The 21,687-nt window shown below is 70.5% G+C and carries 24 protein-coding genes; 8 read left to right on the top strand and 16 right to left on the bottom strand.

Annotation, left to right across the window (positions count from 1 at the left end; all coding sequences use genetic code 11):
- Nucleotides 1-446: 446 nt before the first annotated feature.
- The 6 genes from tgmC to sodN form a co-directional block, all read right to left on the bottom strand.
- On the bottom strand, nucleotides 447-1,613 hold the full coding sequence (gene tgmC / locus ABZZ20_RS05385; protein ID WP_356866923.1) for an ATP-grasp peptide maturase system methyltransferase: 1,167 nt from the start codon (nucleotides 1,611-1,613) through the stop codon (nucleotides 447-449).
- A complete protein-coding gene (gene tgmB, locus ABZZ20_RS05380) occupies nucleotides 1,610-2,575 on the bottom strand; it encodes an ATP-grasp ribosomal peptide maturase (protein ID WP_356866921.1) in 966 nt (321 codons plus the stop codon). The genes tgmC and tgmB overlap by 4 nt, the downstream gene beginning before the upstream one ends.
- Entirely contained in the window at nucleotides 2,575-2,838 is a 264-nt protein-coding gene (gene tgmA, locus ABZZ20_RS05375; protein ID WP_356866919.1) for a putative ATP-grasp-modified RiPP, read from the bottom strand. Before tgmA ends, tgmB begins: the two co-directional genes overlap by 1 nt.
- Before the next feature lie 311 nt (nucleotides 2,839-3,149).
- Nucleotides 3,150-3,680 (bottom strand): hypothetical protein, encoded by a 531-nt coding sequence (locus tag ABZZ20_RS05370; protein ID WP_356866917.1) that lies wholly within the window; start codon nucleotides 3,678-3,680, stop codon nucleotides 3,150-3,152.
- A 110-nt stretch (nucleotides 3,681-3,790) separates the two neighbouring features.
- Nucleotides 3,791-4,975: a helix-turn-helix domain-containing protein gene (locus ABZZ20_RS05365; protein ID WP_356866915.1), complete on the bottom strand. Its 1,185-nt coding sequence runs from the start codon at nucleotides 4,973-4,975 to the stop codon at nucleotides 3,791-3,793.
- Nucleotides 4,976-5,457: 482 nt separating this feature from the next.
- Nucleotides 5,458-5,853 carry a superoxide dismutase, Ni gene (sodN, locus tag ABZZ20_RS05360; protein ID WP_030709803.1) on the bottom strand — a complete coding sequence of 132 codons (396 nt, stop codon included), beginning with the start codon at nucleotides 5,851-5,853 and terminating at the stop codon, nucleotides 5,458-5,460.
- A gap of 182 nt (nucleotides 5,854-6,035) precedes the next feature.
- Between sodN and sodX the strand changes: the two genes are divergently transcribed.
- Entirely contained in the window at nucleotides 6,036-6,455 is a 420-nt protein-coding gene (sodX, locus tag ABZZ20_RS05355; protein ID WP_356866913.1) for a nickel-type superoxide dismutase maturation protease, read from the top strand.
- On the opposite strand, the gene ABZZ20_RS05350 is transcribed toward sodX, so the two are convergent.
- Nucleotides 6,359-6,988, bottom strand: a complete 630-nt coding sequence (locus ABZZ20_RS05350; RefSeq protein WP_356866911.1) for a CGNR zinc finger domain-containing protein — start codon at nucleotides 6,986-6,988, stop codon at nucleotides 6,359-6,361. The two genes, sodX and ABZZ20_RS05350, sit on opposite strands and share 97 nt — an antisense overlap.
- An 82-nt stretch (nucleotides 6,989-7,070) precedes the next feature.
- Here ABZZ20_RS05350 and ABZZ20_RS05345 point away from each other — a divergent pair, with 82 nt between their 5' ends.
- Nucleotides 7,071-7,826 carry a methyltransferase domain-containing protein gene (locus ABZZ20_RS05345; RefSeq protein WP_356866909.1) on the top strand — a complete coding sequence of 252 codons (756 nt, stop codon included), beginning with the start codon at nucleotides 7,071-7,073 and terminating at the stop codon, nucleotides 7,824-7,826.
- 94 nt (nucleotides 7,827-7,920) lie between these two features.
- Here the strand turns inward: ABZZ20_RS05345 and ABZZ20_RS05340 are convergent, their stop codons facing one another.
- From ABZZ20_RS05340 to ABZZ20_RS05330, 3 genes are read right to left on the bottom strand one after another with little or no spacing between them, the layout of a single operon-like run.
- Nucleotides 7,921-8,688: an amino acid ABC transporter ATP-binding protein gene (locus ABZZ20_RS05340; RefSeq protein WP_356866907.1), complete on the bottom strand. Its 768-nt coding sequence runs from the start codon at nucleotides 8,686-8,688 to the stop codon at nucleotides 7,921-7,923.
- Nucleotides 8,685-9,635 (bottom strand): amino acid ABC transporter permease, encoded by a 951-nt coding sequence (locus ABZZ20_RS05335; protein WP_356866905.1) that lies wholly within the window; start codon nucleotides 9,633-9,635, stop codon nucleotides 8,685-8,687. Before ABZZ20_RS05335 ends, ABZZ20_RS05340 begins: the two co-directional genes overlap by 4 nt.
- 36 nt (nucleotides 9,636-9,671) lie before the next feature.
- Complete coding sequence (locus tag ABZZ20_RS05330) at nucleotides 9,672-10,631, bottom strand: ABC transporter substrate-binding protein (protein WP_356866903.1); 960 nt, start codon at nucleotides 10,629-10,631, stop codon at nucleotides 9,672-9,674.
- 525 nt (nucleotides 10,632-11,156) lie between these two features.
- Here ABZZ20_RS05330 and ABZZ20_RS05325 point away from each other — a divergent pair.
- From ABZZ20_RS05325 to ABZZ20_RS05310, 4 genes are all read left to right on the top strand, one after another.
- On the top strand, nucleotides 11,157-12,359 hold the full coding sequence (locus ABZZ20_RS05325; protein ID WP_356866901.1) for an NADP-dependent malic enzyme: 1,203 nt from the start codon (nucleotides 11,157-11,159) through the stop codon (nucleotides 12,357-12,359).
- Nucleotides 12,360-13,014: 655 nt separating this feature from the next.
- Nucleotides 13,015-13,977 (top strand): zinc-binding dehydrogenase, encoded by a 963-nt coding sequence (locus ABZZ20_RS05320; protein ID WP_356866899.1) that lies wholly within the window; start codon nucleotides 13,015-13,017, stop codon nucleotides 13,975-13,977.
- A gap of 83 nt (nucleotides 13,978-14,060) precedes the next feature.
- Entirely contained in the window at nucleotides 14,061-14,270 is a 210-nt protein-coding gene (locus tag ABZZ20_RS05315) for a helix-turn-helix domain-containing protein (RefSeq protein WP_356866897.1), read from the top strand.
- A complete protein-coding gene (locus tag ABZZ20_RS05310) occupies nucleotides 14,270-14,830 on the top strand; it encodes a Clp protease N-terminal domain-containing protein (RefSeq protein WP_356866896.1) in 561 nt (186 codons plus the stop codon). The genes ABZZ20_RS05315 and ABZZ20_RS05310 overlap by 1 nt, the downstream gene beginning before the upstream one ends.
- A gap of 102 nt (nucleotides 14,831-14,932) precedes the next feature.
- Here the strand turns inward: ABZZ20_RS05310 and ABZZ20_RS05305 are convergent, their stop codons facing one another.
- Both ABZZ20_RS05305 and ABZZ20_RS05300 read right to left on the bottom strand, forming a co-directional pair.
- Entirely contained in the window at nucleotides 14,933-15,871 is a 939-nt protein-coding gene (locus tag ABZZ20_RS05305) for a helix-turn-helix transcriptional regulator (RefSeq protein WP_356866894.1), read from the bottom strand.
- 1 nt (nucleotide 15,872) lies between these two features.
- A complete protein-coding gene (locus ABZZ20_RS05300) occupies nucleotides 15,873-16,787 on the bottom strand; it encodes a DUF4097 family beta strand repeat-containing protein (RefSeq protein WP_356866892.1) in 915 nt (304 codons plus the stop codon).
- Nucleotides 16,788-16,925: 138 nt separating this feature from the next.
- Between ABZZ20_RS05300 and ABZZ20_RS05295 the strand changes: the two genes are divergently transcribed.
- Nucleotides 16,926-17,705, top strand: a complete 780-nt coding sequence (locus ABZZ20_RS05295; protein WP_356866891.1) for a hypothetical protein — start codon at nucleotides 16,926-16,928, stop codon at nucleotides 17,703-17,705.
- 42 nt (nucleotides 17,706-17,747) lie between these two features.
- Here the strand turns inward: ABZZ20_RS05295 and ABZZ20_RS05290 are convergent, their stop codons facing one another.
- The gene (locus tag ABZZ20_RS05290; RefSeq protein ID WP_356866889.1) at nucleotides 17,748-18,680 is read right to left on the bottom strand and encodes a LysR family transcriptional regulator; all 933 of its coding nucleotides are present in this window, start codon (nucleotides 18,678-18,680) and stop codon (nucleotides 17,748-17,750) included.
- A 209-nt stretch (nucleotides 18,681-18,889) separates the two neighbouring features.
- On the opposite strand from ABZZ20_RS05290, the gene snpA reads away from it, so the two are divergent.
- Nucleotides 18,890-19,573, top strand: coding sequence for a snapalysin (gene snpA, locus ABZZ20_RS05285; protein ID WP_356866887.1), 684 nt, complete (start codon nucleotides 18,890-18,892; stop codon nucleotides 19,571-19,573).
- Here snpA and ABZZ20_RS05280 read toward each other — a convergent pair.
- The 3 genes from ABZZ20_RS05280 to ABZZ20_RS05270 form a co-directional block, all read right to left on the bottom strand.
- Nucleotides 19,570-19,800: a hypothetical protein gene (locus ABZZ20_RS05280; RefSeq protein ID WP_356866885.1), complete on the bottom strand. Its 231-nt coding sequence runs from the start codon at nucleotides 19,798-19,800 to the stop codon at nucleotides 19,570-19,572. The two genes, snpA and ABZZ20_RS05280, sit on opposite strands and share 4 nt — an antisense overlap.
- Before the next feature lie 74 nt (nucleotides 19,801-19,874).
- Complete coding sequence (locus ABZZ20_RS05275) at nucleotides 19,875-20,474, bottom strand: GNAT family N-acetyltransferase (RefSeq protein WP_356866883.1); 600 nt, start codon at nucleotides 20,472-20,474, stop codon at nucleotides 19,875-19,877.
- A gap of 139 nt (nucleotides 20,475-20,613) precedes the next feature.
- Nucleotides 20,614-21,663, bottom strand: coding sequence for a family 2 encapsulin nanocompartment cargo protein polyprenyl transferase (locus tag ABZZ20_RS05270; protein ID WP_356866881.1), 1,050 nt, complete (start codon nucleotides 21,661-21,663; stop codon nucleotides 20,614-20,616).
- Nucleotides 21,664-21,687 lie beyond the last annotated feature (24 nt).

The raw sequence follows: 21,687 nt of genomic DNA, 5'->3' as shown, positions 1-21,687 counted from the left end.
CTCACGTGTGAGCCGCGCGGCGGCTGACCACGGCGAAGGGGCCCGACCGGTCTAACGGTCGGGCCCCTTCGGCGTCGGATGGGCGAACGGTGTTCCTGGGGCGCTCAGCGCACGTGGCGGCAGTGCTTTCGAGACGCCCCGGGGCTCCCGAGACGCCCCCTGGTGACCGTGGTCATGCCCCGCGAGATGCATGGTCGATCAGGCGTTCCGCCGAGTCCGTCATATGACCGGATTGCAGGGCTTCCCGCGACGAGCGGCAAATGCGGGACGCGCGGCTCCCCGCTCACGTAGTAAGACGGGTACGCACCCGGACTTGAGGGTTCTTCTGTCGAGCTTCGAGCAGCCAGGCTTGAATCCGCTCATCGGGTGAGCCAGGGAGGCCCCGGCCGGAGGCCAGCCGGGGCGTCCTGGTAAGCCCTGAGGCGAACGCAGGGAGTCCAGGCCGTTCAGCAGAGCGGGTGCTCCCATCGCAGGGCCGGAGAATTGTCGATCCAGTAGGTGTGGGCGCGCTCGGTGACGCGGAGGCGAACCTCGGTAATGCCCGGCTGGCCGATGCCGGCCCATCCGAGGAGCGCGTGCTCGACGTCGTCCCACAATGAGACGGGGCCGCCCTGGCGTACGAGCCACTCGCCGCCGTTCTGCACGAGCTCGGCGAACGACTCCCGGTCGGGGTCGAAGAGGTAGACGAGGGTCCCGCCGTCGCTGGCCCGGGCTCGTAGGACTTGGGCCGTCGGTGCTGCGAGCTGGACCAGGAGGGCCTGCATCGGCTCGTCGAGGTCGGTCGGGGGTACGAGGGCGCGCCGCTCGGTGTCGGGGTACGCCACACGGGAGGAGAGGTCTCCGGCGACAGGAGTGACGGCCTGGGACCGCGCCTGCATGAAGTTGGTGTGGGCGACGAACCGCCCCTCGGCCGTCCCGTCCTCGCGCACGGTGACCTTGGCGAGGCCGGTCCCGGTGACCAGTGACCCGACGGTGGCGAGGATGACGCCGCCGGGGCGAGTCTGGCGCACCCACGTGTAGGGGATGCGGCGGACTCCGCATGTGGCGATCACCCTGTCGTACGGGGCGCGGCGGGGCAGGCCGAGCAGCCCGTCCCCCGTGACGGTCCAGGTGGAGAAGCCGGCGCTCTCCAGGGCCGCATCAGCTCGGGCGGCGACTCCCGCGTCGACCTCGATCGTGGTGACGTTGTCCTCGCCCAGACGGTGACACATCAGAGCCGTGGAGTACCCGGTCCCGGTGCCGATCTCCAGCACTCGGTGCCCGTCCTCGGCCTCCAGCTCCTCGATCATCTCCAGCACCAGCTGCGGAGCCGTGGACGATGAGGTCGGGATGCCTGGCAACGGGCCCGGGGCCTGGTCGGCGGTGAGCTGATTGTCGAGCTGCGTGACGAGGGACTCGTCGGCGTACGCGGTCCTGGCCCACTCCGCGGGGTCCGTGTCGGCGGCGGTCATCGGCCGCCAGAGCCCGTTACCGGCGGGCAGAAAGACGCCGGGGTTCAGAAAGAGTTCGCGGGGGATCGCTTCGACGGCCTTCCGCCACGCCGGTGTCCGGAGGGCGCCCGCGGCTTCGAGCCGGTCGGCGAGGGCCTGCCGCTGGGGGGCGGTATCGATCAACGGGTTTCTCCTCGGGTGAGCAGGTCAGCGAAGGCGGCTGCCATGGGGAGGCCGGTGTGCTCCTCCAGCCAGCCCCATTGACCGTTGGGATTCAGTTCCAGGAGCCAGCACTTTCCGGCCCGGTCGACTGCGAGGTCGAAGCTTCCAGACGCAAGTCCGAAAGCGTCGAGGAAAGCGAGCAGGGCCGCTTCCAGCGCGGCAGGCAGGGTGATGACCGAGTACGTCAGGGCAGAGTAGTCCCGCCGCCAGTCCAGGAGATCGGACTCGATGCGTACCGCGTAGACCCGGCGGCCCACGATCAAGACGCGGATGTCACATGTCTTGTCGACACGCACCTGGAAGAGGTGCGGGACGACTCGGACACGGTCGTCGATCTCGTCCGCAGTGACCTGCTCCGCCCACGACACCACGGAGACGCCGTCTCGCTGGTAGGACGTTGCCCGCAGCGTCTTGTGGATCACTGCGGGGTGAGCCGCGACGAACTCGCGCGCGTCGTCTAGATCGTTGGTGATGAGAGTGGCTGGCACGGCGAGTCCGAGACGCTGGGCGCGGGCCAGCTGGTGGGGCTTGTAGTCGGCTTCGGCGTTCCGCAGCGGGTGATTCACCCACAGCGGGCCATCAAGGGCGTGTAGGACGCCGCCGAGTCCGTACCGCGTCTGTGCCGCGGCGAACCGGGCGTCGTCGGAGCTCAGGTGTGGGAAGGCCGGCCATGTTGGCCGCCGCCAGTACACGGCTCGCACGTCATCCAGTTGGGCGGCTCTCGACGGGGTGCGCATCCGCCCAGCCGCCTGGGCCGGGCGGATGCCGTACCGAGCCGAGACCGTCAGGCCGTCGCCGATGTCGGCGGGGTTGAACCGAACTACCGGCACACCTCGCCGGTTGAGCTCGGTGATGACCATGTCTGCGGTGACGTCGTCCGCCTCGGTGGCCACCAGAACCGGCCTCTCCTCGGTCGTGGGCATTAGTCCTGCTGGCTGTCCTGGTCGCTGCCCTGGTCGCCGGTACCCTGCCCCCCGTCGGGGCTGGTCGAGGTCGTGGTTCCCGTGGCGCTGCTGGTGCCGTGCTTGCCCATCTCGACCACCCGGCCGTGCCGGTCGCGGAAGATGCCGAGCTGAGTGTTGGGGTCGATCGTGACGGAGGCGTGCGGGAGCTGCATGGTGGCGGCGTATGGGGCGAGTCGGCTGCTTCCCCACGGGACGATGGGTGTGGGAGACGTGATGGACATGGGACTCCGATCGATAGATGAACCCGGGCCCGGACGGGACCGGGAAGTCAGAGGGTGTCGGCGATGACACTGAGGCGAGCGCGTGCCGCCATCAGGAGGGGCGCCAGCTCAAGCACCCGAGCGGCCGTGGTCGCCTCTACGTGCGGGCCGTCAAAGTAGCTGCTGCGCAGCCAGCACGAACTCGGGTCGTGGTGAACGGCCCAGCCGGAGCCGCAGAGCCGGCAGTAGGCCATCGGGCCGCCGCACTTGATCGTGATCGGCGCGAGTTGCCCTGGTGGAGGTCGAAGGCCTTGCGCTCCACCTAGGGGCGGTCACTGGGGGACCTGCTCGGTTCGTAGCGTCCGCGCATCGGCGCCCTGCTGGCTCGCTTCGGCCTCTGCGAGACGGGCCGCCCCGATGCGAACGAGGAGGGCCACGGACGCCGGGGCGCAGAATCCGGAGCTTCCGCCGAGGGTGGCCCAGTAGATCGGGTGTGTGGCGTCATACTCCTGAACGTCTACCGCAGGGACGCCGAAGTGCGTTCCGGGGCCGAGGCACTCGACGCCGAGGCCGGTGAAGCGCCACTCGCTTACGGTGCCGGCGGGGACGATCGCGTAGTAGTTGCGGCCGTGGCCATCGTGGATGACGGGGCCGCCGAGGCTCTCGTCGAGGGCGGCGTCGGCGTGTGCGTAGTCGTGCCCTTCGTTGCAGACGGCCGCGAAGACGACCGGCTCCGGCAGGCGGATGGCGTCGAAGATGCGGCCGATGGGGATCAGGGCTACTCCGCGATTGCGCCATTCGGCGCGTACCTGCTGGGGCTGGCCGTAACTGCCGGCCAGCCAGTCGGTCATCATGCGCGTCACGGGTGGTCACTCCCTGCCTTCGCGAGCGGGTGATGTGACCAGGGTGATTGCACAACTAGGCGCCGGCTATCACGAGTTGGTGATAGCCGGGGCCATGGGTTGGCGGACCGCTACACGCCCAGCCAGCTGCCGTACGAGAGGAATGAGTCGGGTAGCTGTCGGCGGGCGGCCTCCAGTCCGGTGTACGTGTCCCTCACCGTCTGGTGATAGCGCGCCTGTTGCGGCGCGGCCTTGCGCGCCCGCAACAAGTTGCCGAACGAGGCGTCGAGGTCACCGGTCCACAGCTGCGCCCGTGCGAGCTCGGCGAAGTGGTGCGACTTTCTCGACTTGGGCCAGTCTCGGGGGATTTGCAGCCCACGTCCGGTCCGGGTTGCCTTGTCGTATTGGTCAAGCTCAGCCAGGACGGATACCCGGTGGACCTGGACGTTGGTGGGCCCGAAGGCCAGGTAGTGGACCCTTGGGGCCTCGCCGGTTGCCTCCGCGATCCGTTCGGCCTCGGCCAGGTGCTCCTCGGCGGTCACCGCGTCCTTCGAGCGGCCGGCCATAACGGCGGCGCCGAGGTGGAGCTGGCCGGTGACGACCTCGCGCTCGTGCCCGGGGTCTGCCTGTTCCAGGATGCCCAGGCCGAGGTCGGTGAGTCGCCGGCCCGTGCGGTACTGGCCATCGCGAAGGTAGGTGAGGGCGCGCATGTACCTGTAGATGCCACCCAGGGCCGCGCTGGAGGCCCGTTCGGCCGCCCAGTCCATGCGGGAGAGCGCGATGGCCGCCAGATCGCCGTATCCGAGCTTGCTGGATACGTCGTAGGCGGACCGGTAGGTGCTCGCCAGGAGGAGCCAGCGCTCGCGCGAGGGGGCCGAGTGAGCGGCCGTCGTGACCTCCTGAATGAGCCCGGGAACATCCGTTGCGGCCTGCTTGATCTCTCCGGCGCGGACGGCGATCAGGAGGGCCTCGGCATCGTCGGCGAGGAGTTGGAGGTCGCGAGGGGTGATCTCGGGGTCGGCCCCGAGATCGTAGACGTCAAGGGCCTCGCGGATCGGCTGGACGAGGACGTCCAGTTGATCCTCGCGGAGCTCATTGACGTAGGGCTGGCCGGTGATCGTGGCGACGTTAATACGGAGGGCACGGGCCAGCTGGGCGATGACGTAGGGGGAGGCCGGCTTCACGCCCTGCTCGGCCATCGTCAGCGTGGAGTAGGAGACCTGGGAAAGGTCAGAGAGGGCCTTCTGGGTGAGGCCGCGCTCCAGGCGCAGGCGCTTGATTCGCGCGCCGGTGTGGTCGTGAGGTAGAGAGTGCATACTGGCTCCCGTTCTGACTCGACACCGGAACGGTACCGGTACACGACAAAATCGCCCTCTCCCACCTTGCTGGCGGGAGGGGCGATGTGCTGCTGGGAGGGGTACCGCGCGAGCAGCGACAGAGCACCGGTGACCGCCCCGGCGACGCCGGCCAGGACGCCGAACCGTCGCGGCGAGGGCGACGCGCCCAGATCGAGCTCCCGGGGGATGGGGACCTCGAAGGGATGGCGCCTCACGGCCTCCGGCACGGCCACAAGGTGCGGCTCGACGAGCAGGATCGCCCGAGGGTCGCGGTCGAGCAGAGGACGGGTCACCGGCTCCGGGGCGTGGAAGGAGCAGGCGGCTTCCGCATGATCAACTCACATCTCCCGCCCCCACAAATGATCTCGTGAGTGCCCAACGACCCGGCCGCATGAAGCGGTCGGGCCGTTGTCATTTGCGCTCTGACCAGCAGCGCAAGGAGATCCCTCGACCGTCCCAGATCAGGCGGCCTTGGTCTCCCAGAAGATGCGGTCGATCTCGGCGATGAGCTCCAGGGCCTTCGCGCCGGTCGCCGGGTCGTTCGACGCCTTGGCGGCCGAGAGGGCCTTCAGGGTGTCGTTGACCAGGGTGTGCAGCTGCGGGTACTTCTCGAAGTGCGGCGGCTTGAAGTAGTCGCTCCACAGCACCGAGACGTGGTGCTTGGCGAGCTCGGCGCGCTGCTCCTTGATGGTGATGGCGCGCGCGCGGAAGTCGGCGTCGTCGTTGGCCTGGTACTTCTCCTGAACGGCCTTGACGGACTCGGCCTCGATGCGGGCCTGGGCAGGGTCGTACACGCCGCACGGCAGATCGCAGTGGGCGGAGACCTTCGCCTTGGGGGCGAAGAGGCGGGAAAGCATGGAGTTTGTCCTCCTCGTGATCGTCTTCTCAAGAGGGGAGATTACTCCGTGGGAAGGGGTATTTCGCGAGCGGCCCCGTGGGCTTAGGACAAAAGTCCAGGGTGACGTCGGGACCGGTGAGCGAAGGTACGGGCGGGTACGGCAGCATGCGCAGTGGGGCGAGAGCGGCGAGGAGGTCGCGCATGGTGGAGAGAAGGCCCTCGCGGGCGGCGTTCGAGGTGCTGGAAGTGACGGGACCCTCGATGGTGCCGACGCTGCTGCACGGGGACCGGCTGGTCGTCCGGTACGGGGCGACCGTCCGCCCGGGTGACGTGGTGGTGCTGCGGCACCCCTTCCAGCAGGACCTGCTGGTGGTCAAGCGGGCGGTGGAGCGGCGGCCGGGCGGCTGGTGGGTGCTCGGGGACAACCCGTACAACGAGACCGGCGACAGCACCGTCTACGGGGCGGTGCCCGACGAGCTGGTGCTGGCGACGGCGGTGCTGCGCTTCCGGCCGCGCGCGGCGGATCAGAGTTCGCTGAGGGCGCGGCTGTCCTGGGCGGTGTCGGCACTGCGGCCGCTCTGGCCGGACGCCTCGGCTTCCAGCCGTTTGCGGGCCCGGTAGGCGGCCACGTTGGCGCGGGTGGCACAGCGGTCGGAGCAGTAGCGCCGGGAGCGGTTGGTGGAGGTGTCGAGGTAGGCGTTGCGGCAGGGCGCGGCCTGGCACAGGCCGAGCCGGTCGGGCCCGTGTTCGGTGAGGTGGAAGGCCAGTCCGAAGGACGCGGTGGCGGCGTAGCCGGCCGAGGCGTTCGAGGGGTGGTCGGCGAGGTGGATGTGCCAGTTGGGGCTGCCGTCCTCGCCGATCGTCTCGTGGCCGGAGACCTGGGGGCTGACCGGGAATTCCATGAGCAGGGAGTTCAGCAGGTCGACGGCGAGGACGTGGTCGCCGCTGTCGGCGGCCTCGAAGACGGCGCGCAGCCGGCCGCGGACGTTGCGGAAGCGGGTGACGTCGGCGTCGGTGACCCGGCGGGCGGCCTGGACCCCGGCGCCGAAGAGGGCGCGGACGGCGTCCACCGAGGTGAGCGAATCCTTGTTGCGGGCCGGCTCCTCGGTGTTGACCAGGCGCACGGCATAGTCCGAGTAATGGGCCAGTTCCACTTGTAGTCCTTACGGCTGCGGATTAATGTCTCGGGTAACGCCTGAGACGTATTCGAGGGTATTACGACTGGAGGGGTGAGCGATGGCGGAGACCACGACCGACTGGCAGGCCTGGCAGGACAGCTGGGACCGGCAGCAGGAGTGGTACATGCCCGACCGCGAGGAACGGTTCCGGGTGATGCTCGACATGGTCGAGGCACTGGTGGGCCCCACCCCCCGGGTGCTGGATCTGGCGTGCGGTACGGGAAGTATTACGGACCGCGTGCTCAAGCGGTTCCCGGAATCCACCAGTACGGGCGTCGATCTCGACCCGGCGCTGTTGACCATCGCCCGGGGCCACTTCGCGGGCGACGACCGGGTCACCTTCGTCACCGCTGACCTCAAGGACCCCTCCTGGGTCTCGGCACTGCCCCACGACACGTACGACGCTGTACTGACGGCCACCGCCCTGCACTGGCTGCACAGCCCGCAGCTCGCCGTGCTGTACGGGCAACTGGCGCCGCTGGTGCGCGAGGGCGGGGTCTTCATGAACGCCGACCACATGCCCGACCCCGCCACCCCCCGGATCAACGCCGCCGAGCGCGCCCACCGGCACGCCGCCATGGACCGGGCGCGCGAGGCCGGGGCGCTGGACTGGCGGGACTGGTGGGCCCTCGCCGCCGCGGATCCGGTGCTGGCCGAACCGACGGCGCGCCGCTTCGAGATCTACGGCGAGCACGCCGACGGGGACACGCCGGACGCCGCCTGGCACGCCCGCACCCTGCGCGCGGCCGGCTTCGCGGAGGCCCGGACGGTCTGGCGCTCGCCCTCCGACGGCCTGGTCCTAGGAGTGAAGTAGGACGCGGGTAGGAGCGCGGGCCGGAAAGCGGGACGCCGAACGTGCAGGAGGGGTGGTACGGGAACCCGTACCACCCCTCTCGCATATCCGGCCGTTACAGCACCTTGGACAGGAACGCCTTCGTCCGGTCGTGCTGCGGGTTGCCCAGGACGTCGCGCGGGTGGCCGGACTCGACCACGACGCCGCCGTCCATGAAGACGAGGTTGTCGCCGACCTCGCGGGCGAAGCCCATCTCGTGGGTCACCACGATCATGGTCATGCCCGACTCGGCCAGGTCCCGCATGACGTCGAGGACGTCACCGACGAGCTCGGGGTCAAGCGCCGAGGTGGGCTCGTCGAAGAGCATCAGCTTCGGCTCCATGGCCAGCGCGCGGGCGATGGCCACACGCTGCTGCTGACCGCCGGAGAGCTGGGTGGGGTAGTTCCCGCCCTTGTCGCCCAGACCCACGCGGTCGAGCAGCCGGATGGCGCGCTCGCGCGCCACCGCCTTGCTCTCTCCCTTGACCATGACCGGGGCTTCCATGACGTTCTCGATGGCCGTCATGTGCGGGAAGAGGTTGAAGCGCTGGAAGACCATGCCGATCTCGCGGCGCTGGGCCGCGACCTCGCTGTCCTTCAGCTCGTAGAGCTTGTCGCCCTTCTGGCGGTAGCCCACCAGCTGCCCGTCCACCGAGAGCCGCCCGGAGTTGATGCGCTCCAGGTGGTTGATGCACCGCAGGAAGGTCGACTTGCCGGAGCCGGACGGGCCGACCAGGCAGAAGACCTCGCGCGGGGCGACCTCAAGGTCGATGCCCCGAAGGATGTGGGCGGCGCCGTACGACTTGTGGACGCCCTCGGCCTTGACCATCGGCTGAGTGGTCATCGCGCGACCTCCGTACGGCGGAACATGTTCAGGTTGGCCTTCAGCCGCTGGAACGGCGTCGGCGGCAGGTTCCGCGTGGAACCTCGGGCGAAGCGGCGCTCCAGGTAGTACTGGCCGACGCTGAACACACTGGTCAGGGCCAGGTACCAGAAGGAGGCCACGAACAGCATCTCCATGATGGCACCGGCCGTGTTGCCGATGTTCGACGAAGCACGCAGCAGTTCCGTGTACTGCACCGCCGAGACCAGGGACGAGGTCTTCAGCATGTTGATGAACTCGTTGCCCGTGGGCGGGATGATCACGCGCATCGCCTGCGGCAGCACGATGCGGCGCATGGTCTTCGTCTGGGGCATGCCGAGCGCGTGAGCGGCTTCGGTCTGGCCCTCGTCGACCGACTGGATACCGGCCCGGACGATCTCCGCCATGTACGCGCCCTCGTTCAGGCCGAGGCCCAGAAGGGCGACCATGAACGGGGTCATGATGTCGACGGTCTCGTTCTTGTAGATCGGACCCAGGTTGATGTACTGGAAGATCAGCGACAGGTTGAACCACACCAGCAGCTGGACGTACACCGGAGTACCGCGGAAGAACCAGATGTAGAGCCAGGAGACGGCGCTCGTCACCGGGTTCTTGGAGAGGCGCATCACCGCGAAGATGATGCCGAGCGCGAGGCCCAGCGCCATGGACGAGACGCTGATGATCACGGTGTTGCCGAGGCCGCCGAGGACGGCCGGGTCGAACAGCTTGTCCTTGACCGTCGCCCAGATGACATTGCCCTGGGAGAAGGCGTAGACGAGCCAGCCGAGCAGCACGACGACGATCACGCCGCTGACCCAGCGACCGTAGTGCCGCACCGGGATTGCCTTGATCGCCTCGTACGGGGTTCCCGAGGCGCCGGGTCCGGCCGGCGGATTCTCGGCCGGACCCTTTTCGATCTTGTCAGTCACAATGACTGCCCTTCAGTGGAGCGTGGAGCGCGGGACTTACTGACCTGCGTTGACCGTCGCGGACTTGACGGCACTGTCCTGCACGTTCCACTTCTCCAGCGCCTTGCCGTAGGAGCCATCCTTGATCGCGGCGTCCAGAGCCTGCTTGAGGGCGTCGCGGAGCTGGGTGTTCTCCTTGCTCACGCCGATGCCGAAGAGGCCGACGCCGGTCTGCTGGCCGGCGATCTCGAAGTCGTTGCCGCCACCGGAGGTCTTCACCGTGTAGGCGGCGACCGGGTAGTCGTTCAGGTCGGCGACGGCGCCGCCGGCCTTGACGCGGGTCTGCGCCTCGGCGTCGGTGTCGAAGGCCTGGATGGTGAGCTTCTTGTCACCGCACTTCTCGGCCTGCTTCTTGAACTCGTCCTCGTAGGTCGTGCCGCGCTGGACGGCCACGGTCTTGCCGCAGAGGTCGTCCAGAGTCTTGATGCCCTCGGGGTTGCCCTTCTTGACGAGGAGCGAGAGGCCGGAGGAGAAGTAGTCGACGAAGTCGATCCCCTTGCCGATCTTCTGGCCCTTGTCGTCCAGGCCCTCCTGGCGCTGCTTGTTGTCAGTGATCGAGGACATGATCGCGTCCTGGCGGCCCGTGTAGATCGAGGTGATCAGGCCGTCGAAGGTGCCCGCGGTGAACTGGAACTTCACGCCGAGCTGCTTGCTGAGCGCCTCGGCGATGTCGGGGTCGACGCCGACGATCTTGCCGCCCTCGACGAACTCCATGGGGGCGTAGGCGGAGTCGGTACCGACCTTGATTACACCGGCGTCCTGGATCTTCTTCGGCAGGGCCGAGAAGAGCGGGGCGCTGTTGTTGGCCGTGGTGCCGCCCGAGGGGGTGCCCGTGGACTTCGTCTCGGTCTGGTCGCCACAGCCGGTCAGGATCAGGGCGCCGGCGACCGCGATCGCGCCGACCGCGGCGATCCGGGACCGGGCGGCGGTCGTACGACGGGTGGTGCTTGCGGTCATGAGCTGGTTCCTCCGGCTGGCTGGTGAAAAGCATCCGAGAGCGGTCGCGCACGCACCATCGGGTGTCGCGACCTTGTGTGATTACGGCATCTTGCCATTCGGACTGACGCATTCAGGTAACTCGTCAGGTCAAAATCGGATAACGGGTGGCCTGGGGTACCCAACAGGACTGCGGGATGGGGCCCTCGAAGCCGCAGGAACCGCCGCGACCTGGCCTTTTTGACGGACTATTTGCGGTCCGTCTCGCCTATTGGACACAGCCGTTTGGACCTTTCGCCGAAATCAGGACAAGAGGTCTACAGTCGAGCAGGAATCGACTCGTCTGAGCGAGCGTTCTTCGGGTACAACGGATCCTTACACCCCTCATCCGGGGCTCAGGGCGCGCGTGCGGCGCGCCCGCGCGTACGAACCTCCCCTCCGCGGAGACGGGCCAACCGTCGATGCGGAGTACGGACGCGGTGCCCGCCCACCCCTTAACCAGGAGTGGTCACCCTCAATGATTCAAAGACCTAAGGGGCCAAGAAAGTGGCAGCGGAGATCGTCAATCCTCGCAGCGACAGCGCGACGGACAACAACCCGGACGCGGTGTTCGCACTGCACCGGGGCGGCAAGATGGCCATCCAGGCCACGGTGCCGGTCCAGAACAAGGATGACCTGTCCCTCGCGTACACGCCCGGCGTGGCGAAGGTCTGCAGCGCCATCGCGGAGCAGCCCGATCTGGTGAACGAGTACACCTGGAAGTCCAACGTGGTCGCCGTCGTCACCGACGGCACGGCCGTGCTCGGACTCGGTGACATCGGTCCCGAAGCCTCCCTCCCCGTGATGGAGGGGAAGGCCATCCTCTTCAAGCAGTTCGGCGGTGTGGACGCGGTTCCGATCGCGCTCGCCACCAAGGACACGGACGAGATCATCGAGACCGTCGTCCGTCTCGCGCCGTCCTTCGGCGGGGTGAACCTGGAGGACATCTCCGCCCCCCGCTGCTTCGAGATCGAGCGCCGGCTGCAGGAGCAGCTGGACATCCCGATCTTCCACGACGACCAGCACGGCACGGCCATCGTGACGCTGGCCGCCCTGCGCAACGCCGCGAAGCTGACCGGGCGCACGCTCGGCGACCTGCGCGCCGTGATCTCGGGTTCGGGCGCGGCGGGCATCGCCATCGCCAAGATCCTCGTGGACGCGGGCATCGGCGACGTGTGCGTCACCGACCGCAAGGGCGTCGTCTCCGCCGACCGCTCCGACCTGACGGACGTCAAGGCGGAGATCGCGCGGCTGACGAACAGGACCGGGCAGACCGGCTCCCTGGAGAAGGCCCTGAACGGCGCGGACGTCTTCATCGGCGTCTCCGGCGGCACGGTGGCCGAGGAGGCCGTGGCCTCGATGGCGAAGGACGCCTTCGTCTTCGCCATGGCCAACCCGAACCCGGAGGTCCACCCGGACGTCGCGCACAAGTACGCGGCGGTCGTGGCGACGGGCCGCTCGGACTTCCCGAACCAGATCAACAACGTGCTGGCGTTCCCGGGCATCTTCGCGGGCGCCCTGAAGGTCCGCGCCAGCCGGATCACCGAGGGCATGAAGATCGCCGCCGCCGACGCCATCGCGGGCGTCGTGGGTGACGAGCTCGCCGCCGACTACGTGATCCCGTCGCCGTTCGACGAGCGCGTCGCCGAGGCCGTCGCCGCCGCGGTCGCCGCGGCGGCCAAGGCCGACGGCGTGGCCCGCCTGGCCTGAGCCGCCCCACGGGCAGCCGTACGCGGAAGGGCCCGGCCGGATGGATTCCATCCGGCCGGGCCCTTCCTTCTTCTCACGCACCGCTCGCGCGCGGAACACACCCTCCCCGCCCCCGAACCGGGAGGGGGCGCTCCGCCTCAGCGCCTCAACCGGAGGATCAGGGCGTGGAGCACGGGGAACCGCCGCCCGGTCCGGCGCACCGGCGCCGCGGGACGACGCTGCGGGTTCGCGGACCGTGGACGCCGTCGGTCGCGACGGCGCCCACGACTGCGAACACCACGAACTGACGTTTCATCAGGGTTCCTCACTGGGCGCGCGGAGGGGCGCGCCGGAAACACGAAGGGGAATGCCGCGCACCATGACAGGCTCATGACGAGCCGGGCGGCACGGCCTGAATATTACCGCCACCCCAGGCTTGATTTTGACGTTCCGCTTCCGCTTCTAAGTGACGTAAAACCGCATGTACAGCCGGTAGTTGGGCGCATGGCGGATAGTTCCGCTCCGGCTCCGGGCAGACCCATTACGGACGCACATGCGCCCCGTCCGGTTCCCACTGGTGGCCGGTGTTCCGTACGGCGGACCGTGCGACGAAGGCCTCACCGGCAGAGCCCTGACAGGGCTGGCCCACCGCGCTACCGGGCGGTAGCGTCGCGGCATGTTCGCTGCCTATGCCGCCCGAATCGACCGTGACCAGCCGCTGAGCGGCCTCGTGCTGGGCGAGCGCCCGGCTCCCGTGGCCCGCCCCGGCTGGGTGACCGTCAACGTCAAAGCCGCCTCCCTCAACCACCACGACCTGTGGTCGCTGCGCGGGGTCGGCCTCGGCGAGGACAAGCTCCCGATGATCCTCGGCTGCGACGCCGCCGGCATCGACCAGGACGGCAACGAAGTCGTCCTGCACTCCGTGATCGGCCAGAGCGGCCACGGGGTCGGCCCGGACGAACCGCGCTCGATCCTGACCGAGCGCTACCAGGGGACCTTCGCCGAGCAGGTGACCGTCCCCGCCTGGAACGTGCTGCGCAAGCCCGCCGAGCTGTCGTTCGAGCAGGCCGCCTGCCTACCCACGGCATGGCTGACGGCGTACCGGATGCTGTTCACCAACGCGGGCGTGCGCCCCGGCGACTCGGTCCTGGTGCAGGGCGCGGGCGGCGGGGTCGCGACCGCCGCGATCGTCCTCGGCAAGGCGGCGGGGTTGCGGGTCTTCGCCACCAGCCGGGACGAGGCCAAGCGCAAGCGTGCGCTGGAGCTCGGTGCGGTCGAGGCGTACGAGCCCGGCGCACGGCTGCCCCAGCGGGTGGACGCGGTGATCGAAACCGTCGGCGCCGCCACCTGGTCCCACTCGATCAAGTCGCTGCGCCCGGGCGGCACCCTGGTCATCTCCGGCGCCACGAGCGGGGACCGTCCCCCGCACGCCGAGCTGACCCGGATCTTCTTCCTTGAGCTCAGGGTGGTCGGCTCGACGATGGGGTCGAAGGACGAGCTGGAGGACCTGCTGTCGTTCTGCGCGGCGACCGGGATCCGACCGGTGATCGACGAGGTCCTTCCGCTCGACCGGGCGCGGGAGGGCTTCGAGAAGCTGGCGTCCGGCGACCTCTTCGGAAAGATCGTCCTGACGGTCTAGTCGCGATCCGTGATCCGCGATCGCACACCTTTCCCGTCAACCATGGTTGACACGCCTCTTCTCGTCAACCTACATTGACAGGCATGACGGAAGCGACCGATCTCGCCGCACGGGCCGGCGACCGTGACCCGCGCGTGGGCCTGCGTGCCGTGGCCGCGCTCCGGCGGCTGCTGGAGCAGCTGGAAGCCGTACAGGTACGCAGTGCCCGCGTACAGGGGTGGTCCTGGCAGGAGATCGCGGCCGAGCTGGGCGTCAGCCGGCAGGCCGTGCACAAGAAGCACGGGAGGGTCTGATGTTCGAACGCTTCACCCGGGACGCCCGGGACACCGTGACGGGCGCCGTCGCCGAGGCCCGGCGGGCCGGAGCCGCCACGGTCACCGAAGAGCACTTGGTCCTGGCCCTGCTCGACCTGGGCGCACTGGACCCTCTGGGCGTGGACCGCGCCGCGGTCGCGGCCGACCTCGCAGCGACCCGCCGCCGGGGCGGCATGTCCCGGGCGGACGAGGAAGCACTCGCCGGCCTCGGCATCGACCTCACCGAGATCGTCTCCCGCGTCGAGGAGACCCACGGCGAGGGCGCGCTCGGTGCGGCGGCCCCGCGCCGGCGGAGCCTGGGCTCCTCGCTCCGCTCGACGCTCGGCCGCCCGGAACCGGGGAGCCGCCACGTCCCCTTGGCCCAGGGGGCGAAGAAGACCGTGCAGCAGTCCCTGCGCATCGCGGTGGGGCGCCGCGAGCACCACATCGCCACCCTGCACCTACTGCTGGCCCTGCTGTCCCGCCCGGGCGCGGTCTGCGAGGTCCTCGCGGACCACGGCGTCACGTACGCGACCGCCGAAGCGGGACTGCCTGCCTGACCCCGAACGCCCGACCGCCGCCCCCCACCTCGGTGGGGGGCGGCGCAGCAGGCACCACGGGCGCCGGACGGCGCGGGCAGGGCGGGAGGACTCCCGCCCCGTCTACCGGCCCGGCCGGAGCGTCGCGGCGAGGCGGTCCGCCGCCGCCGCGAGGTGGGTGCGGGCCTCGGCCAGCTGGGCCGGGGTGACGCCGTGGTCGCGGGCGGCGTCGCGGACGTCATCGCGGAAACGGTCCAGCAGCCGGTCCAGGTCGCGGGCCGGGTCACCGGTGGCGGCGAGGTCCTCGGCCCAGTGCGGGTCCCCTGCCGCGGCGCCGGCCGACGCACCGGTAGCGGTGCCGGTACCAGCTCCCGCACCTGGTGCGGCCGGGGCATCGGCGCCCGGGGCGCTCGCACCGCCGCCCAGCCAGGTGCCGGCCAGATTGCCCAGGACCCCGCCGGACTTCGCGAACTGCTCCTGGAGCTGGCTCGCGATCCGCACGACCTCCTCGCGGGCCCGCTCCTGCGCCTCCTTGGCCTGGCGGCGGGCCTGCTGGGCCTCCTCGCGGGCCCGGCGGCTCTCGTCCTTCGCCCGGCGCGCCTGTTCCTTCCACTCCTGCTTGGCCTTGCGCAGCTCTTCCTTGGCCGCCGCCCAGGACACGTCCTCGACCGGGGTCGCCGTCGCGGAGGCCGCGGCCCTCATCTCGCGCCGCAGAGCACCCGCCGCACCGCGCACGTCGTCACGGATCTCGGCGGCCAGTTCGGAGACGGAGTCGCGGATCTCCAGTTCCAGGTCGGCCAGTTCACCGCCGCGGTCGGCCAGTTCGGCGCGGCCCGCATCGGTGATGGAGTACACCTTGCGCCCGCCTTCGCTGGCGTGCGTGACCAGCCCTTCGGCCTCCAGTTTGGCCAGCCGCGGGTACACCGTGCCCGCGGAGGGCGCGTACAGGCCCTGGAAGCGCTCCTCCAGCAGGCGGATCACCTCGTACCCGTGTCGCGGGGCCTCGTCGAGCAGCTTGAGCAGGTAGAGGCGGAGGCGGCCGTGGGCGAAGACGGGCGGCATGTCAGAGCACCTTCTTGTCGAGCACGAGGGGGGCGGCCGGGGCGTCGGCGGCCGGGCGGCGCAGCAGGGCGATGGAGCCGGAGACGGTGGCGGCCCGCAGGGTACCGGTGCCCGCGCCCAGGGTGCCGGTGATCCGCTTGGCGCCGAACTGACCGGACACGTGCAGGTCCTCGAAGGCGTTGGAGACGCCGCCGGTGGCGGTGTTGGCCTCCACCCGCGCGTCCGCGGGGTGCGGCAGGCGGATCGCGACCTGTCCGGACACGGAGTTCAGGGAGATGTCCACCGGCCGCGGCTCGGCCGGGTCGAGGGCGACGTCGATGAGCATGTCGCCGCTGACCGAGTCGGCTCGTACGTTGCCGCCCGCACCGTCCACCACCGTCAGGCCACCGGAGACGGAGTGGAAGCCGAGCTCGCCGGTGACGGACTGGGCCTCCACGCTGCCGGAGACGGTCTTCGCGTTGACCTTGCCGGAGAGGCGGACCAGCGTCACGTCGCCCGAGACCGCGTTGACGTCGGTGCTGCCGGCGATGCCGGAGACCACGGAGGCCGCGCCGAGCACCGCCAGCTGCACGCGGGTGCCGGCGGGAACGGTGAGGGTGACGGTGACGTTGCGCTCCCAGGCCTTGCGGCCCGCGCCGGACGGGGACCAGGCCTTCCACGGCTTGCCCTCGAACCACTTCTTGAAGCCCTGGGAGCCGTTCCAGGGCAGGTCTTCGTAGGAGACGGTGAGCATGCCGCCCTCGTGCACCACGTACAGGGGCGGTCCGTCGACCTCGGCCACTTCGAGGCGGGCCGGGCCCTCGTCGGCGACGACGTTGACCGTGCCGCCGACGACACGAACGCGAAGTTCGGTCACCGGCTCATCGAAGGTGAGCTTCTGCGGTTCGGCGACCGACCACGTCTTCTGCTCTGCCATGGTGCTGATCCTCCTCGACGTACGGACTCGGCACGCAACATATCGCGTCTTCTGGTCAACACGATATATCGCGGTAGGGCGAAGTCAAGACTGCGGTCAAAATCCCCGCTTTGCGGGGATTTGGCTTAGCGTGTGGGCATGTCGATCTCCCGGACCGCGGCGGGCGGCCTGCTGCTCTGCCCCACCGAACCGCTCGCGTCCCGCCCCGCCGCGCACCTCCTGCGCCAACGCATGGTGCTGGCCCCCGCCGGCGAGTGGACCGTGCTCGTCCCCGTGGACACGCCCTGGCGGGGCGCCGAGGAATCGGTGGCCGAGGTGCTGGCCGGCTGGGGCTCGGCGGTGGCGGTGGGCACCCCGTGGCCGGTGCTGAGCCTGTGGTGGGAGGACGGCCGCAGCGGGTTCGCCCTGGCCTCCGGCTTCCGGCGGCCGGCCGCCTACGCGTGGGACGCGGCGGGCCGCCCGGACGGGGACCCCGACGCGATGCGCACGCTCGCGGCCCGGCTGGGGTTGGACCCCGTCCTGGACCTGGAGGAACTGGAACGGCTGACCCGACCGGACGAGGCGGCCGACGGCTCCACGAGGATGATCGGACTGATCGCCCTCCTCTCGCGCGCCGGTATGGCCCTGCCCGCCGGGCTGTCACCCGGCGAATCGGCCGACCGGCTGAGGGCGGCGGCCCGGGTCGCGCCGGGCGCCCGGACGGTCGAGGGGTCGGGCTGGCGCGATGCGGTGCGCGCAGAACTGGACGCGCACGGCGCGTGGGCCCGCCGCACGGGCGCGCTACAGCTCGCGGCCGGGGTGCCGCTGGTGGTATGGGCCGCCCGGCGCCGCAGCCCGGGCTGGCTGGCGGCCGGAGCCCTGCTGGTCGCACACGGGGCCGCGGCCCTGGCCTCCGGCCGCGCCCGCACGCCGCGTTGACGCTCCGCAGCCCGGCCCCCGCCCCACCGTGCGGATGACCGACTACGCAACCAGCAGCGGACTCGCGTGGTGGTGCAGCCACGCCCGGTACGGGGGCGTCCGCAGCGCGACCTCGCGGTAGGCCGCCCGGAGGTCGTCGAAGACCTCGGCGTGCGCGCCGGGCCGGGTCGCCAGCAGCAGCCGTACCACCAGGGGGTCACCGGACAGCGGCCGGATCGCCATGTCCTCGCGCGGCCCGGAGGTCGGCTGACAGGGGGCGACGGCCTCGCCGGAGACGATCAGCGAGGTCGCGGTGTGGTAGTCGGCTTGCAACACGGGCGGGTCGACCCCGGCCCCGGCGAACACCCTGCGCAGTCCGTCCCATTCGCCGTCCACCGAGGGGTCGACGGTCCACCGGTCGGCTGCGAGGTCCTGTAACGCCACCACCGGCTGCCGCGCCGCCGGGTGGTCGCGGGACATGGAGACGAACTGCGGCTCCCGCTCCATCAGGACCCGTAGCTCCAGATCGGGCGGCACCCGCAGCGGACTGCCCTCCACCTCGTGGACGAACGCTACGTCCAGCTGCCCCGAAGCCACCATGCGCAGCAAGGCGTTGGCGGACACGTCCACCACCAACGAGGTCTCCGCGTCCGGCATCCTCCGGTGCAGTCGGCGCAGCCATCCCGGCAGGGCGCGGCTGGCCGTGGAGCCGATGCGCAGCCTCGGTCCGCGGGCCAGCGCCCGGGCCTCCGCGACCAGTGCGGCCATCTCGTCGAGCAGCGGGCGGGCACGGCCGAGTACGGTGCGACCGAACGGGGTGGGGCGGCAACCGGTGCGCTCGCGCAGGAACAGCTCCCCGTCCAGGGCGCGTTCGATGCGGCGCAGCTGGGTCGTCAGGGAGGGCTGGCTCACGCCGAGCTGCCGCGCGGCCTTGTGCAGACTGCCGGCGTCGGCAATGGCGCACAGTGCGCGCAGGTGCCTCACCTCGAGCTCCATGTCCCCGAGGGTAGGCCGGGTCCGGTGGACCGCACCAGCCACTGATACCCCATCGAATCCCGCCATTCTCATGGAAGTTGACCTGCCGAAATCTCCCCGATAGGGCCGCGCTATCGGTGGCTGACATCATCCGCCGCACGCTCCGGCTCCCGCAGACTCCGGTACCGAACGACCCACCCCCCCACACCGGATGAGTAGGAGCCCCCCACATGCGCCACTCCCGTCATGCCCGCACGTCCCGGAAGGCCGTGCTGGCCGCCACCATCGGCCTCGGCGTCGCGGCCGCCCTCGCCGGCGTCGTCCCCAGCGCCAGCGCCGCCTCTGCTCCCGCCCCCGCCGGCAACGCCGCGACCTACGCCGCGTACGAGCGCTCGCAGGAGAACCAGAACGCCAACCGCGCCTTCTTCGAGGCCGTGCAGCGCTCGGTCGCCGAGCAGCGCGCCGCGAACCCGGGCGTCCTCTCCGTGACCGTCACCTACAACACGCGCAACGCGCCGAGCTTCCGCACCCAGATATCCCGCTCCACGCAGATATGGAACAGCTCGGTGTCCAACGTGAAGCTGCAGGAGGTCTCCTCCGGCGGGAACTTCTCGTACTACGAGGGCAACGACTCCCGCGGCTCGTACGCGAGCACGGACGGCCACGGCCGGGGCTACATCTTCCTCGACTACCGGCAGAACCAGCAGTACAACTCCACCCGGGTGACCGCGCACGAGACCGGCCACGTGCTGGGTCTGCCCGACCACTACTCGGGTCCCTGCTCCGAGCTGATGTCGGGCGGCGGCCCGGGCACCTCGTGCCAGAACGCCTACCCGAACAGCACGGAGCGCTCGCGCGTGGACCAGTTGTGGCGCAACGGCCTGGCCGCCTCGGGGCTGGGCACCAAGAGCTAGTACGGGTTCTTCGCCCCGGGGTCGTACTCCGGGCAGTCCGGATTCCCGCAGGGGCCCGGCACCCACTCCGGGATGAAGATCCCGAGCGCCTTGCGTCGTCGGACGAGGGTCTCGACGGGGCGTCCGCAGGCCGGGCACACGTGTTGCTCGTGCCCGGCCTGCGGGGCGACCGTCCCGTACGGGCGCGGATGGCGCCGATCCTGCTGTTGGTGCTGTTCACCGGCCATACCACCACGGTAGGCCGGTTCCGTGCATTCAGCGGTCCGAGCGCGTCCACCCGGTGGCGTCCGCCCGGACGGGGTTACGCGGCCCCCTGCGGCTTGCGCCACATGGGCCACATCAGCGGCCCCTCCGGCAGCTGCACCGCCTCGCCCGTGAACTCCCAGCCGAGCCGCTCGTACAACCCTTTGCTGCGCTCGCTGCTCGCCTCCAGGTAGGCAGGCACGCCCTCGCGGTCACAGCGGTCCAGCACCGGCCGCATCAGCGCGGTGCCGAGCCCCTCCCCCTGCCGGCCCGGGGCGACCGCGATCATGAGCAGGTACTCGTGCTCCTCGGCCGTGGGGTGCACCGCGCCCGTCAGCCGGCCGACGAGTTCGCACCGCTCGTTGTCGGGGTCGGCGATGGCACGCATCTTCGCCGGGACCTCGTCCTCGCCCTCCGGCTCGCCCGCCGGGACCCGCAGCCACAGCGCGGCGGCCGATCCGTCGACCGCGTAGTCGATCCGGCCCTCGGCCAGTGCCACGTCCACGAAGACGCCCAGGAACCTGCCGTGCACCGCGGCCCGGTGTGCCGGCTCGGGGAAGACCCAGGTGCTCACCGGATCGTTGCGGAAGGCCTCGTCGAGCAGCCGCGCCACCGCGTCCCGGTCCGACTGATCCGCCTGACGTATCTCCAGCGCCACTGGTCACACCCTTCGCTCGCGTTTCAACTACCTTGAGCGATCCTAGAGTTGGCCCAGAAGAGCGGAAAGCCCTGTTCCGGCACCATGCAGTGCCGGAACAGGGCTTGCGCACCGCCCGTCCCCCGCTACGGACTCCGATTCACCGGGTGCGGCGCGTGACGAACTCCGCCAGCGCCAGCAGCCCGCCCGCCGCCGCGAGATCGGGCACGGCCCGGGACAGCTGCTGCACCGCCCGGCCCATCCGGTCCGCGGCATGGGCCTGCGCCCAGTCGCGCCCGCCGGCCCGGTCCACCGCATCGGCGGCCCTGAGCACGTCGTCCCCGGTCATCGGGCCCGCGTACAGGGTGGCCAGCTCCTCGCCGGCCGCGGTGCCCGAGGTGAGGGCGGCCACGACGGGCAGGGACTTCTTGCGGGCGAGCAGATCGGCCCCTGCGGGCTTGCCGGTATGCCCCGGATCGCCCCAGATGCCGATGAGGTCGTCGATCAACTGGAAGGCCAGCCCGGCCTCGCGCCCGAAGGCGTCCATCGCATCGACCTCCTCGGGCCCGGCACCGGCGTAGAGCGCCCCGAGCGCGCAGGCGCACCCGAGCAGCGCCCCCGTCTTGGCCGTCGCCATGGTCAGGCATTCGTCGAGCGAGACGTTCGGCCGTTGCTCGAAGGCGCAGTCCGCCTGTTGGCCCGCGCACAGCTCGACGACGCAGGTCGCGAGCCGGGCCGAAGCAGCCGCCGAGGCGGGGTGCGGGTCCTGCGCCAGCAGCCGCAGCGCGAGCGCCATCATGGCGTCGCCGGTGATGATCGCGTCCGGGACCCCGAACACGGTCCAGGCCGTGGGTCTGCCCCGACGCCGTGCGTCCTTGTCGATGACGTCGTCGTGCAGCAGCGTGAAGTTGTGCGTCAGCTCCACGGCCGCCGCCGCCCGTACCGCGCCCTCGGCGCTGCCCGCCGGACCCTGTAGGGCCTGGGCCGCGGCGAGCACCAGGGCGGGTCGGATGGCCTTGCCCGCGTTGCCTGCGGCCGGGGTGCCGTCCGCGTGCTCCCAGCCGAAGTGGTACATCGCCACGCGCCGCATCGAACCCGGCAGGCTCTCGACGGTGCGGCGCAGTTCCGGATCGACGGTTCCTCTCGTCCGCTCCAGGAGGGCGGCGGCCTCCTGCCCCTCGCCGGTCGTGATCGCCTCAGTGGTCCCCATGGCGTGTCCCCGATCCCCGATCTC

The organism is Streptomyces sp. NPDC006430 (assembly GCF_040612395.1).
Taxonomy (GTDB): domain Bacteria; phylum Actinomycetota; class Actinomycetes; order Streptomycetales; family Streptomycetaceae; genus Streptomyces.
Note: the sequence above shows the minus strand (reverse complement) of the source record. Positions and strands in the feature narration are given on the sequence as shown.